The following is a 12,196-nucleotide window of genomic DNA, read 5'->3' as shown; positions in this document are numbered from 1 at the left end:
GCCGGGAGACGGCGTGTTGCAGCAGCTCACGCACCGGCCACCTCCCGGAGCGCGGCCTGCTCGTAGTCCGGCCACTCGTCCGGCGCGGCATGCGCCAACAACTCCCGCGCCGACCACGGCCCGGGCGCGGCATGCTCAGCCACCTCGCGCACCGACCACTGACCAGACACGGCGTACTCAGCCACCTCCGGCACCGGCCGAGCGCGCTCAGGCACCGAACGCTGCTCCGCCGCCGCAGGCGCGAGCAACTCACCCGCCGACCGCGGACCAGCCCCGACGTACTCGGACGCCTCGGGCACCGACCGCGGGCCAGCCCCGGCAGGCTCAGCCACCTCGGACACCGGCCGCGGGCCGGGCGCGTCGTGCTCAGGCACCGAACGCCGATCCGCCCCCGCCGCAGGCACAAGCAACTCGCCCGCCGACCGCGAAGCAGACCCGGCATGCTCGGCCACCGGCTGCGGCGAGGCGTGCCCAGGCGCCTCCTGCATCGGGCGTGGCTGGGCGTGCCCAGACAACTCGGCCACCGGCCGTGGTTGGGCGTGCTCGGGCAGCTCCTGCATCGGGCGCGGCGAGGCGTGCCCAGGCGACTCGGCCACCAACCGTGGCTGGGCGTGCTCGGGCAACTCCTGCATCGGGCGCGGCGAGGCGTGCCCAGGCGACTCGGCCACCAACCGTGGCTGGGCGTGCTCGGGCAACTCCTGCATCGGGCGCGGCGACGCGTGCCCAGCCAGCTCCTGCATCGGGTGCGGCGAGGTGGGCTCGGGTACTTCGCGTACTGGGCGCCGTTCCGGTGTGGGCTGTTCTTGTGGCAGGACCAGGTGTGCCTGCGCCGGGCGTGCGGCGGCCCCCCGGCCGCCGGTCCGCACGCTCAGTTCGGCACCGCGCAGAAACCCCTTTCCCGACCCCATCAATCCCTGCCAGGCCACCGCCTCGCAGTGCAGTTCCACCTCGGCCCCCGGCCAAGGTCCCAGTGACAGCAGGACCGCACCCCGACTGCGGGCCCGTGCCGACAACCGGCGCGCCAGTTGCTGGGAACGGGATGGACCGGCACCGCGGGCGCCACCGCCCGCGCCGCCCACGGCCACCAGGTCCATCCCGTCCAGCAGAGCGGCCGTGACCGCGCCGAACTCCATTCCCGGCCGGTTGACCAGCGCGAGACGGTCCACCGCGACCCCGAGCTCATGCGCCGCCACAACGCCGAGCTCGGGTACACCCACCACAGCCGCCCAGGAACCCCGCGAGGTGGCTTCGGCAAGCAGGGCCAGCAACAGCGAGGCGGAGCCGTGCACCGCGACCGTGCCACCACGTCGCAGCCCACCGGCGGGCAGCAGTCCGGCCAGCTCGGGCAGGACGGGCAGCACCTTTCCCGTCACCTGAGCCTGCCGGGCGGCCGCCGCCACCCCACTCGCCGTGCTGACCCCCGGCAACGCCGCCAGCCGCGCCAGCGGAGCGGGCGGAGCTGGTGACGGCGAGACGGTCGCACCAACCGGCACCGGTCACCTCCTCCACCCAACGACGTCGCGAACCACACCCGTGCTCTTGGCAACACGAGCGCCATGCCATCGTCACCGCGGGGAAGGCGGTCACCTCTCGAACGTTTGTTCGATAGCTCCAGTCAAACAGGAGCCGGGGATCATGTCAACCGCGGGCCACCCTGGTGGGTGATGGCGCGGGTAACTTCGTTGGCATGCCTGCGAATTGCGCCCATGACTGGCTCTCCCCGGACCGCGAGGCGAGCTGCCTGGACGACGAAGAAGTGGTGATCCGCTGCGAGCGCCACCCGGCGGCGTCGGTGCGGTTCGCGGAACGGCACGCCACGTCGGGCACCTCGCCCCAGCTGCTCTTCATCGTGCGGGCGAGCGCCCCCGGACTCGACGCCCGCCTGGAAGACGTCACCAACTTCGTCACCGGCCGGGAGCTGGCCCGGTTCCTCGACGGCCTCGACTTCCGCGGCTGGGAAGGCACGCGCCACTGGGTCAACTCCGATCGCGATCTGCGGATCGGCGCCGTCTACGAGCCGGGCGGCCACCTCCGGCTGACCTGGACCCTGCGACCGTGGCGGCACTCCGTCCAAGGCGACTGGACCGCCACCGTCAGCACCTGGATGGAAGCCGGTGCCGCGAAGGACAAGCTGGCCGCGCGCCTCCACCAGTTCCTCACCGCGGACGGCTTCCCCGTCGACTACCACGAAACCTACGACGCGTTCAGCTGAGCCCATCCGACAAGCCCGCGGCCGTCAGCGTGAGGTGTTCGGCCAGCACCTCCGCGGCGGCATCGGCGTCACGCGCCAGCGCGGCCTCCTCCAGCCTGCGATGCTCGGCGACACCGTCCCGGCCGGGAGTGCGCCGCGCCGACCATCGACGCGCCAGCTCGCTCGCGGTCCACATCCGGTCGAACGTCTCCAGCAGCACCGGATTGCCGCACCCCTCCAGCAATGTCCGGTGAAACACCCGATGCGCCTCGGACCACGCCTCGCTGTAGTGCTCACCCCCACCCGGCGGATACGGCGGCGTGCGCGCCAGCCGGTGGTGCGCGGCCCGGACCCGCGCCTCCCAGTCGACGTCACCACGCTCGACGGACATTCGCAGCACAACCGGTTCCACGGCCCGGCGCGCCTCCGCGATCTCCTGCCAGCGCCGATCCGAAAAGGCCGGGACGGCAAAGCCGCGATTCGGCAACCGGTCGGCGAAGCCCTCGCCGACCAGGCGCACCAGCGCCTCGCGCACCACGGCCAGGCTCACGCCCAGTTCCTTGGCGAGGTCCTGCGGCTTGAGCGCGTCACCGGGGGCGTGATCCCCACGCAGGATCGCGGCACGCAGGTGGGCGTAGGCGCGCTCGGAGAGCATCGTCATGTCGGGCAGCATAGACGATCCGACAGATAATCGATTATCTGTGCTACTGTCGATCCCATGGATCCCTTCGAACGCCTCCCCGAAGTCCCCAGCTTCACCCTCACCAGCACCAGCGTGGAAGACGGTCAGCCGCTGCCCGACGCCCAGCGCGCGGGCAAGGACATCAGCCCGCAACTGTCCTGGAGCGACGCGCCGCCGGGCACCAAGAGCTACGCCGTCACCGTGTACGACCCCGACGCGCCGACGATGTCCGGCTTCTGGCACTGGGCCGTCGTCAACCTCCCCGCGACGGTCACCTCGCTGCCCGAGGGCGTCGAGGAACTTCCCGAGCCCGCGTTCCAGCTGCCCAACGACGCCCGCGTCGCCGGGTTCGCGGGCGCCGCGCCGCCCGCCGGGCACGGACCGCACCGCTACTTCATCACCGTCCACGCGCTCGACGTCGAGGACATCGGGGTGCCCGCCGACAGCACCCCGGCGATGCTGAGCTTCAGCATGTCCGCGCACACCCTCGGCCGCGCCACCCTGGTCGCCACCGCGGAAACCCCCGGCCCCGAACGGATCGAGGTCACCCGGCTCATCCCCGCGCCGGCCGACGCGATCTTCGCCGTGCTGACCGATCCCCAAGGCCACGTGGACATCGACGCGTCAGGCATGCTGCTCGACGCCGAGGGAGCGCCGGTCGAACGCCCTGGCGACCGGTTCCTGGTCCACATGGACCGCGAAGCGCTCGGCGACGTCCCGCTCGGCAAGTACGACGTCGAGGTGGTCATCACCAAGCTCACGCCGGGCGAGGAGATCGCCTGGACCATCGAGGGGCAGTTCCGGCCGTACGTGCGGCACGTCTACGGCTACCGGCTGGCCCCGGCGGACGGCGGCACGCTGGTCACGTCGTACTACGACTGGTCGGCGGTCAGCGAGCAGTGGCGGCAGCGGGTCAGCTTTCCGGTGGTCCCCGAATCCGCGCTCAAAGCCACGCTCGGCATCCTCGAACGCACCGTCCGCCGCCGCGCCGCCTGAGCTATCCGCGGCGCATCAGGATCTTGTGCGCGCGCCGCCCGGTTTCCCGGAAACCGTGGCGCCGATAGAACTCCTGGGCCCGCCGGTTCACCGACAGCACCTCGAGGTGGACCGGCTGCCCGGAATCGATCAGCCGCTGGATGAGCACGCCCCCGATACCGCGCCCCTGGTAATCGGGGTGCAGCTCGATGCGGCCCAGGTACAGCCCCTCCGGGTGGTCCTCGACGACCAGGATGCCCGCGTCGGCACCGTCCACCGTGACGATCTGCCAGCGCTCCGGCACGAACACGCGGTGGTGGTGCTCGCGCTGGACGTCGTCCTCCCAGCCCCACAGTTCGGCCACGTACTCGCCGAGGGAGGCCTTGTGCAGCTGGAAGCAGAACTCGTCGTCAGCGGGCGTCGCCTGGCGCAGCGCGATGATCGGCATGACGGCAGGAAAGCACGAAAACGCCTCAGGGACGCAGGTTTCCGGCGATTTCGCCGGCGTAGGCCCTGGCGGCCTCTTCGGCCTGCTGCTGCGGGATCCTTGCCGTGCCGAAGAACCAGAACTCCTTGTCCCAGCCCGAATAGCTCAGGCTGAACTGGGTGTTCCCTTGCAGCACACGGACTTCCGCCCCGCTGTACGAGCTGCTGTTCACGATCGGCACCAGGAACGCGCGGTCGCCGATGCCTTCGATCTCCACCGCACCGGGTTCCCGCGACGTGGATTCGAAGGATTCGGCGGCAGCCTGTTCGCCGTCGGAATCGGTGTACTGGTTGATGTACAGCGTCACCGACCGGAAGTGGACCGTCTCGTCCTCCGACGGCGCCCACCCGCAGTTCGCCTGCCGCAGGCCGATCGACGAGCTCTCGTCACGCCCGGCGCTCAGGTTGGGGGCGTGGTACTTCCCGGTCACCTGCTGGGAGATCCGGCATTCGGGCGCCGCCCCCTCCGGGGAGGCCGCGCTGCCCACCGATTCGTTGTACTCGACGGTGAACAGCACCAGCGGGATCGCGATCCCGAGCAGCAGCAGCCCGCCGAAGACCAGGCCGAGGACCAGCCCCAGCCTGCTCTTCTTCTTCGGCGGCTGCTGCGGCGGGTAACCGTAACCGGGCGGCGGCCCCCAACCGGGTGGTTGCTGGTAAGCCATGTCAGTGCGCGAAGTGACGGGTGCCGGTGAGGTACACCGTGACCCCGGCGGCCTCGGCCGCGGCGAGCACCTCGGCGTCCCGCACCGAACCGCCCGGCTGCACCACCGCGCGCACCCCGGCCTCGGTCAGCACTTCCAGCCCGTCCGGGAACGGGAAGAACGCGTCGGAGGCGGCCACCGAGCCCTTGGCCCGGTCACCGGCACGCGCGACCGCGAGCCGCGCCGAGTCGACCCGGTTCACCTGGCCCATGCCCGCGCCGACGGTCGCCCGATCGTGGGCCAGCAGGATCGCGTTGGACTTCACCGCGCGCACCGCGCGCCAGGCGAACTCCAGGTCGGCGAGGGTGGCCTCGTCGGCCGCCTCGCCGGTGGCCAACGTCCAGTTCGCCGGGTCGTCACCGGGTGCGTCGATCGCGTCGGCGGCCTGCACCAGCACGCCGCCGGAGATCGGCCGCTCCTCGATCCGGTACACCCCGGCGTCGGGCAGGCGCAGCAACCGGATGTTCTTCTTGCGCTTCAGCACTTCCAGCGCGTCCTCGTCGAACGCGGGCGCCACCAGCACCTCGGTGAAGATGTCCGCGATCTGCTCGGCGGCGGCCAGCGACACCGGGCGGTTCGTGGCGATCACCCCGCCGTAGGCCGAAACCGGGTCGCAGGCGTGCGCCTTGCGGTGTGCCTCCGCGACGTCCACACCGACCGCGATGCCGCACGGGTTGGCGTGCTTGATGATCGCCACCGACGGCTCGTCGAAGTCGTACGCCGCCCGGCGCGCGGCATCGGCGTCGACGTAGTTGTTGTAGGACATGGCCTTTCCGTGCAGCTGCTCGGCGTGCGCGATCCCGCCGCCGCTCCAGTGCCGGTACAGCGCGGCGGGCTGGTGCGGGTTCTCGCCGTAGCGCAGCACCTCACCGCGTTCCCACGACGTGCCCTTGAAGTCGGCGAAACCGGAGTCGTCGGCCGGCGCGTACGCGTTGGCGAACCAGTTGGCCACCGCGATGTCGTAGGAAGCCGTGTGCGCGTAGGCCTTCGCCGCCAGGCGCTTGCGGTCCTCCTGGTCGAACCCGCCGTCACGCACGCGCTCCAGCACCCAGTCGTACCGCGCCGGGTCCACCACGACGGCCACGCTGCCGTGGTTCTTCGCCGCCGCGCGCACCATCGCCGGGCCGCCGATGTCGATGTTCTCCACGCAGTCCTCGAACGAAGCGCCCGACGCCACCGTCTGCTGGAACGGGTAGAGGTTCACCACCAGCAGGTCGAACGGCGCGATGTCGAGCTGCTTGAGCTGCGCCACGTGCTCTTCGCGGTCGCGGTCGGCGAGCAGCCCGGCGTGCACCCGCGGGTGCAGGGTCTTGACCCGGCCGTCGAGCGACTCGGGAAAGCCGGTGACCTCCTCGACCGGGGTGACCGGCACACCGGCGTCCGCGATCACCCTCGCGGTGCCGCCGGTGGACACGATCTCCACGCCGGCGGCGTGCAACCCGGTCGCCAGTTCCAGCAGTCCTGCCTTGTCCGAAACGCCGATCAGCGCCCGCTTGACCGGCTTCCGCCCCGGCTCGCTCACCTGAAACTCACCTTCCGTCCGTCCACCGTGCAGCCCGCACGGCACAGCTTCGCGACCACGTCCACCAGCAGCCGCCGTTCCACCGACTTGATCCGCTCGTGCAGCCGGTCCTCGGTGTCGGACTCCTCCACCACCACCGCCTCCTGGGCGATGATCGGGCCGGTGTCCATGCCGGCGTCCACGAAGTGCACGGTGGACCCGGTGACCTTCACCCCGGCGGCGAGCGCGTCGGCGACCGCGTGCATCCCGGGGAACGACGGCAGCAGCGCCGGATGCGTGTTGATCACCCGGTGCTCGAAGCGCGCCAGGAAGCGTTCGCCGAGGATCTTCATGAACCCGGCGGAGACCACCAGATCGGGCCGGTAGGCGGCGACCGCGTCGGTCAGCGCCTTGTCCCAGGCCGCGCGGTCGGGGTGGTCGGCGACGCGGACGGTGAAGCTGGGCACCCCGGCGCGTTCGGCACGGGAAAGGGCCTCGATCCCGGTGCGGTCCGCGCCGACGGCGACCACCGTCGCGCCGAAACCGGACCGGGCGGATTCGTCGAGCAAGGCCTGCAACAGGGTTCCGGACCCCGAGGCGAGCACCACCACCCTGGCCGGGGTGGGCAGCTCCAACCGACTAGGCAGAACGGGTCTCCTTGCTCGGGCACACGGCCGTTGACCTGGGCACGTCCAGCCTAGTCGCGGCGTTCCGGCTCCTCGGAGGCACCCGGATCCGGCTCGGCCGCGGCCACGCCTTCCGCGGGCTCGGCCACGTCTTCCTCCGGCTCGGCACTGGCTTCCCGGCTCTCGGCGACGGCTTCCGCGGGCTCGACCTTCGCGGGCTCGACCGGTTCTTCGGCCTCGGGCTCGGCTTCGGCCTCTTCGGCGGCAGCGGCGTCTTCGGTGTCTTCGGGGTCGGCGGTGTCTTCCGGGTCTTCCGGGTCTTCCGTGTCTTCGGTGTCTCCGTCGGTTTCCGCCGCATCCTCGGCTGACTCGTCCGGCTCGTCGCCGGTTTCCTCAGCAGCGTCATCTTGGATGGCGTCGAAGACCTCGGTGACCGCCTCGTCCGCCGGGATCTCCTCCTCGACGGGCGCGTGGACCACCGGCGCCGTGCTGCCGCTCACCCACGCGACCAGCGCCGCCGGAAGCGCCACCCAGCACGACCCGGCCAGCGAGAACAACGCGACGGGCACGCTCACCGGATCGAACAACGCGTCCCCGAACCGGCCACCGGCGAAGGTGCCGAGCAGCACACAGCCGAAACCCGCGGTCGCACCGGCGATCGCCGCCGCGCGCACGCGGACCAGCGGATCCGGGTCGCAGCGGCGCAGCGTCCACCCGCACAGCGCCCCGGCCAGCACGGGCAGCACCAGCAACGCGGGCCACCACGCCGCCCGCTCCTCGGGCAGCGCGGCCAGGATCGGCAGGGCGGGCACCGGACCACCGTCGAAGGCGAACGGCGTGACGTTCACCGCACCGATCGAGAACCCGGGCCCGGCCGCGAAGGACAGCCCGGCCACCACCGCGTTCGGCAGGTACACCACGGAAACCAGCAGCATGCCCGCGCCGCTGCCGGCGGTCTCGGCGTCGAACAACCGCATGGTCTCCGGCACCGACACGCCGAACCCGAGCAGCACCACCAGCGCCCCGGCCACCAGCAGCGCGGCGAGCCCGAGCGCACCGGCACGCAGCCCGCGCACCGCGACCGGGTCGACGTACTGCCGCACCGGTTCCGGCAGCCCGCACCGGGCGAGCACCCCGGCCGTCGCGGCCGCCCCGGACAGCACACCGGGCAGCAGGAAGGCGGTCAGCGGCTCGACCTCGACCGGCGTGCCGCTGCACAGCACCGCGACGGTGACCCCGGCGGTGGCGTGGGCACAGGCGATCACCCCGACCACGCCGATCGCCTGCCCCGGTTCGGTGTGCCCGAGCCGTCGCGCGGCGGCCGAGGCGACCTTCGCGACCAGGAGCAGCAGCACGATCGTCGGCAGCAGCGGCAGCACGCTGAGCGGATGCCCGCCGAGGCCCAGCGGCACCTGCTGGGTGGCCAGCCACGCCGGGCCGCCACCACGCAGGGCGCCGGTGAGGGTGAACCCGGAACCGGGGGCGAGCCCGGCCACCGCAGCCACCGAGCCCGCGGCGAGCGTGTATCCGACGAGCAGCGGGAGCACGGCGGCGACCAGGAGCACGCGAACCCGAGCCGCCCCGGTGACCTGCTCGTGCGTGCCGTGGTCGCTCAACCGCTCGGCGCCGTCCGGCCCGGTGGTGAGCACCTGCATGCCGCTGACCCTCGCATCCGGACTGGGCCATCCGGGTGAGCCACGCCGTTGATCGAAAATGGCACCAGCCACAGCCACCCGGTCGGGGCACCGCAAAAAGGCCACCCGCGCTGGACGCGAGTGGCCTTTTGCGGTGACCGGTGGATCAGCTGCCCGGCTTGCCGAACCCGCCCGGCGGGGTGCCCGGCGACTGCTGCTGGCTGCCCGACTCCGAGCCGGAGCCGCTCGACTGCTGCTGTTGCTGCTGCTGGAAGAACTGCCCCTGCTGCGGCGCGTACGAGGTCGGCTGCTGACCCGGCGTCGACGGCGGGGTGACCGGCGTGGAGTACTGCGTCGGCTGCGAGAACCCGCCCGAGTCCGGCGCGTTGCCGCCGCCGGTCGGCGCGTACTGCGTGGTCTGCTGCGGCGACGAAGCCGGCGGCGGGCCGCCGAACTGCGGCTGCTGCGGGGCGTACTGACCCGGCTGGCCCGGCTGCGGCTGCGCGGGCTGCTGGCCCGACGGCGGGCCGTACTGCTGCGGGCCGCCCTGCGGCTTCGGCGCGGGCAGCTTGAGCACGTCGTAGTCGAACAGCAGCGCCGCCACCGCGGCGAGCAGCTGCAGGAAACCGAGGATGACGATCACCGTGATGATGCCGGGGACGGTGTCGTTCTCACCGTAGGCGATCACGTGGTCCAGCGCCTGCAGCGCGCCGAGCACGCTGATCAGCGCGGCGAACGGCAGCACCTTGGGCGCGTTCGGCAGCACCCGCAGCGCCGCCAGCAGGCCGCCGACGAGGAACCAGGTGGTCGACTCGCCGGCGGGCGAGGCCTCGTCCGAGAAGCCGACGAAGTACTGCACCAGGCCGAGCACCGAAACGGCCAGCGCCAGGATGACCGCGAAGTTCAGCGCCCCGGCCTGCAGCTGCTGCTGTTGCGGCGGCGGGCCCACCGGCGGGAACGACCCGGTACCCGGTCCCTGGGGGTTGTTGGGGCCGCCACCCTGCGGAGGGTAACCAGGCCCACTGCTGGGAAAGGACATCCGTAGTTCTCCTGTCGTCCGACCGGCCACCAGGCGTGTGGCAAAAGAGGCGGCGTTGTGGTTACTGAACGCTAGCGCACCAGGGGCTCTGGCCCGCCCGCTGGCTCAGACGTTCGGCGGCCCGGAATGGTTTCGTCACCGAGGAGGTGAGCAACCACAAAAGCCGGGCACCCGATCGGGTACCCGGCCTCCGTGGTGGTGACGCTGAATCAGCGCCGGTCGGCGCTGCCTAGTGCAGGCTGTTGTACAGCTCCCGCGCCAGGTTGGCGGTCTCGGTCGGCGTCTTGCCGACCTTCACGCCGGCGGCCTCGAGGGCCTCCTTCTTCGCGGCCGCGGTCCCGGACGAACCGGAGACGATCGCGCCCGCGTGCCCCATGGTCTTGCCCTCGGGCGCGGTGAAGCCGGCGACGTAGCCGACGACCGGCTTGGTCACGTTGGCCTTGATGTAGTCCGCGGCCCGCTCCTCGGCGTCGCCACCGATCTCACCGATCATCACGATGACCTCGGTGTCGGGGTCCTCCTGGAAGGCGGCGAGCGCGTCGATGTGCGTGGTGCCGATGACCGGGTCACCGCCGATGCCGACCGCGGTGGTGAAGCCGATGTCCCGCAGCTCGTACATCATCTGGTAGGTCAGCGTGCCCGACTTCGACACCAGGCCGATCTTGCCGGGGCCGGTGATGTTCGCCGGGATGATGCCCGCGTTCGACTTGCCGGGGCTGATCACGCCGGGGCAGTTCGGCCCGATGATCCGGGTCTTGTTGCCCTTGGCCACCGCGTGCGCCCAGAAGTAGGCCGAGTCGTGCACCGGGATGCCCTCGGTGATCACCACGGCCAGGCCGATCTCCGCGTCGATGGCCTCGACCACGGCGTCCTTGGCGAACTTCGGCGGCACGAAGACCACCGACACGTCGGCGCCGGTCTCCTTGATGGCCTCCTCGACGGTGCCGAAGACCTTGAGCTCCTTGCCCTCGATGGTCACCGTCTGCCCGGCCTTGCGGGCGTTCACGCCACCCACGATGTTGGTGCCGGACTTGATCATCTTGGTCGCGTGCTTGGTGCCCTCGGACCCGGTCAGGCCCTGCACGATGACCTTGCTGTTTTCGTTCAGGAAGATCGACATCTCACGCCCCTGCCGCTGCGAGCTCGGCAGCCTTGTCAGCCGCGTTGTCCATAGTGTCCACCACGGTCACCAGCGGGTGGTTCGCCTCGGCCAGGATGCGCCTGCCCTCTTCGACGTTGTTGCCGTCGAGCCGCACCACGAGCGGCTTCGAGGCCTCGTCGCCGAGGATCTTCAGCGCCTCGACGATGCCGGTGGCCACCGCGTCGCAGGCGGTGATGCCACCGAAGACGTTGACAAAAACGCTCTTCACGGCCGGGTCGTGCAGGATGACGTCCAGCCCGGCGGCCATCACCTCGGCCGAGGCGCCGCCACCGATGTCGAGGAAGTTCGCCGGCTTCACGCCGCCGTGCTTCTCGCCCGCGTAGGCCACGACGTCCAAAGTGGACATCACGAGGCCCGCGCCGTTGCCGATGATGCCGACCTCGCCGTCGAGCTTGACGTAGTTGAGGTCCTTCGCCTTGGCCTTGGCCTCCAGCGGGTCCTCGGCCTGCTTGTCGACGAGCGCTTCGTGGCCCGGCTGGCGGAAGGAGGCGTTCTCGTCGAGGGTGACCTTGCCGTCGAGGGCGATGATCTTGTCCTGCGGGTCGCGGACCAGCGGGTTGACCTCGACCAGCGTGGCGTCCTCGGAGACGAAGGTCTCCCAGAGCTTGACGACCACGTCGGCGGCCTCGTCGACGACCTTCTCCGGGAACTTGCCCGCGGTCAGGATCTCCACGGCCTTGGCCTTGTCGACCCCGGTGATCGCGTCCACCGGCACCTTGGCCAGCGCCTCGGGGCGCTCCACCGCGAGCTGCTCGATCTCCACGCCGCCCTCGGCCGAAGCCATCGCGAGGAAGGTGCGGTTCGCGCGGTCCAGCAGGAACGAGAAGTAGTACTCCTCGGCGATGTCCGAGGCTTCGGCCACCAGCACCCGGTGCACGATGTGGCCCTTGATGTCCAGGCCGAGAATGGCTTCCGCCTTCTCCTTGGCCTCGTCGGCGCTGTCGGCGAGCTTCACGCCACCGGCCTTGCCACGCCCGCCTGTCTTCACCTGGGCCTTGACGACCACCTGGCCACCGATCTGCTCGGCCGCCGCACGGGCTTCTTCCGGCGTATTGGCCACGGAACCGGACAACACCGGTACTCCGTGGGCGGCGAAGAGATCCCTCGCCTGGTATTCGTAAAGGTCCACTACTCCAGTCTCCTGACGACACGCCACTGTGCTGGTTTTGTTGGCGGCTTTTCTCGCCGAGTCGACC

11 protein-coding genes and 1 pseudogene are annotated in these 12,196 nt (G+C 71.1%); 2 read left to right on the top strand and 10 right to left on the bottom strand.

Going from position 1 to position 12,196, the window contains the following annotated elements; all coding sequences use genetic code 11:
• Positions 1-776: 776 nt before the first annotated feature.
• Positions 777-1,493 (bottom strand): annotated as a pseudogene (locus A4R43_RS34980) (hypothetical protein); the annotation flags it as partial.
• Positions 1,494-1,687: 194 nt separating this feature from the next.
• Here A4R43_RS34980 and A4R43_RS34975 point away from each other — a divergent pair.
• Positions 1,688-2,212, top strand: a complete 525-nt coding sequence (locus tag A4R43_RS34975) for a DUF6228 family protein (RefSeq protein ID WP_162788700.1) — start codon at positions 1,688-1,690, stop codon at positions 2,210-2,212.
• On the opposite strand, the gene A4R43_RS34970 is transcribed toward A4R43_RS34975, so the two are convergent.
• Positions 2,205-2,846 carry a GntR family transcriptional regulator gene (locus A4R43_RS34970; RefSeq protein WP_162788886.1) on the bottom strand — a complete coding sequence of 214 codons (642 nt, stop codon included), beginning with the start codon at positions 2,844-2,846 and terminating at the stop codon, positions 2,205-2,207. The genes A4R43_RS34975 and A4R43_RS34970 overlap by 8 nt on opposite strands.
• Positions 2,847-2,909: 63 nt before the next feature.
• Between A4R43_RS34970 and A4R43_RS34965 the strand changes: the two genes are divergently transcribed.
• Positions 2,910-3,869 (top strand): YbhB/YbcL family Raf kinase inhibitor-like protein, encoded by a 960-nt coding sequence (locus tag A4R43_RS34965; protein WP_113695989.1) that lies wholly within the window; start codon positions 2,910-2,912, stop codon positions 3,867-3,869.
• A gap of 1 nt (position 3,870) precedes the next feature.
• Here A4R43_RS34965 and A4R43_RS34960 read toward each other — a convergent pair whose 3' ends face one another.
• The 8 genes from A4R43_RS34960 to sucC all read right to left on the bottom strand — a co-directional run bounded on the left by A4R43_RS34960 (position 3,871) and on the right by sucC (position 12,129).
• A complete protein-coding gene (locus A4R43_RS34960) occupies positions 3,871-4,296 on the bottom strand; it encodes a GNAT family N-acetyltransferase (RefSeq protein ID WP_113695988.1) in 426 nt (141 codons plus the stop codon).
• A 25-nt stretch (positions 4,297-4,321) separates the two neighbouring features.
• Positions 4,322-4,999, bottom strand: a complete 678-nt coding sequence (locus A4R43_RS34955) for a hypothetical protein (RefSeq protein ID WP_113695987.1) — start codon at positions 4,997-4,999, stop codon at positions 4,322-4,324.
• 1 nt (position 5,000) lies between these two features.
• The gene (gene purH / locus A4R43_RS34950) at positions 5,001-6,560 is read right to left on the bottom strand and encodes a bifunctional phosphoribosylaminoimidazolecarboxamide formyltransferase/IMP cyclohydrolase (RefSeq protein WP_113695986.1); all 1,560 of its coding nucleotides are present in this window, start codon (positions 6,558-6,560) and stop codon (positions 5,001-5,003) included.
• Positions 6,557-7,174 carry a phosphoribosylglycinamide formyltransferase gene (purN, locus tag A4R43_RS34945; RefSeq protein WP_113695985.1) on the bottom strand — a complete coding sequence of 206 codons (618 nt, stop codon included), beginning with the start codon at positions 7,172-7,174 and terminating at the stop codon, positions 6,557-6,559. The genes purH and purN overlap by 4 nt, the downstream gene beginning before the upstream one ends.
• Before the next feature lie 62 nt (positions 7,175-7,236).
• Positions 7,237-8,820 carry a cell division protein PerM gene (locus tag A4R43_RS34940; RefSeq protein ID WP_113695984.1) on the bottom strand — a complete coding sequence of 528 codons (1,584 nt, stop codon included), beginning with the start codon at positions 8,818-8,820 and terminating at the stop codon, positions 7,237-7,239.
• A gap of 145 nt (positions 8,821-8,965) precedes the next feature.
• Positions 8,966-9,748, bottom strand: coding sequence for a DUF5336 domain-containing protein (locus A4R43_RS34935; RefSeq protein WP_472240946.1), 783 nt, complete (start codon positions 9,746-9,748; stop codon positions 8,966-8,968).
• 319 nt (positions 9,749-10,067) lie between these two features.
• A complete protein-coding gene (gene sucD, locus A4R43_RS34930; RefSeq protein WP_113695982.1) occupies positions 10,068-10,958 on the bottom strand; it encodes a succinate--CoA ligase subunit alpha in 891 nt (296 codons plus the stop codon).
• 1 nt (position 10,959) lies between these two features.
• Positions 10,960-12,129: an ADP-forming succinate--CoA ligase subunit beta gene (gene sucC, locus A4R43_RS34925; protein ID WP_113695981.1), complete on the bottom strand. Its 1,170-nt coding sequence runs from the start codon at positions 12,127-12,129 to the stop codon at positions 10,960-10,962.
• Between the last annotated feature and the right edge of the window lie 67 nt (positions 12,130-12,196).

Origin of the sequence: Amycolatopsis albispora, assembly GCF_003312875.1 — a bacterium.
GTDB lineage: Bacteria > Actinomycetota > Actinomycetes > Mycobacteriales > Pseudonocardiaceae > Amycolatopsis > Amycolatopsis albispora.
The sequence above is the reverse complement of the archived record's forward strand: the minus strand, read 5'-3'. Positions and strand labels throughout refer to the sequence as shown.

Excerpts from the sequence above, each read along its gene's own strand:
- A4R43_RS34975 (WP_162788700.1), top strand. The coding sequence starts at position 1,688 with ATGCCTGCGAATTGCGCCCATGACTGGCTCTCCCCGGACCGCGAGGCG.
- sucD (WP_113695982.1), bottom strand. The coding sequence starts at position 10,958 with ATGTCGATCTTCCTGAACGAAAACAGCAAGGTCATCGTGCAGGGCCTG.
- A4R43_RS34955 (WP_113695987.1), bottom strand. The coding sequence starts at position 4,999 with ATGGCTTACCAGCAACCACCCGGTTGGGGGCCGCCGCCCGGTTACGGT.
- A4R43_RS34970 (WP_162788886.1), bottom strand. The coding sequence starts at position 2,846 with ATGCTCTCCGAGCGCGCCTACGCCCACCTGCGTGCCGCGATCCTGCGT.
- A4R43_RS34965 (WP_113695989.1), top strand. The coding sequence starts at position 2,910 with ATGGATCCCTTCGAACGCCTCCCCGAAGTCCCCAGCTTCACCCTCACC.
- A4R43_RS34940 (WP_113695984.1), bottom strand. The coding sequence starts at position 8,820 with ATGCAGGTGCTCACCACCGGGCCGGACGGCGCCGAGCGGTTGAGCGAC.
- A4R43_RS34960 (WP_113695988.1), bottom strand. The coding sequence starts at position 4,296 with ATGCCGATCATCGCGCTGCGCCAGGCGACGCCCGCTGACGACGAGTTC.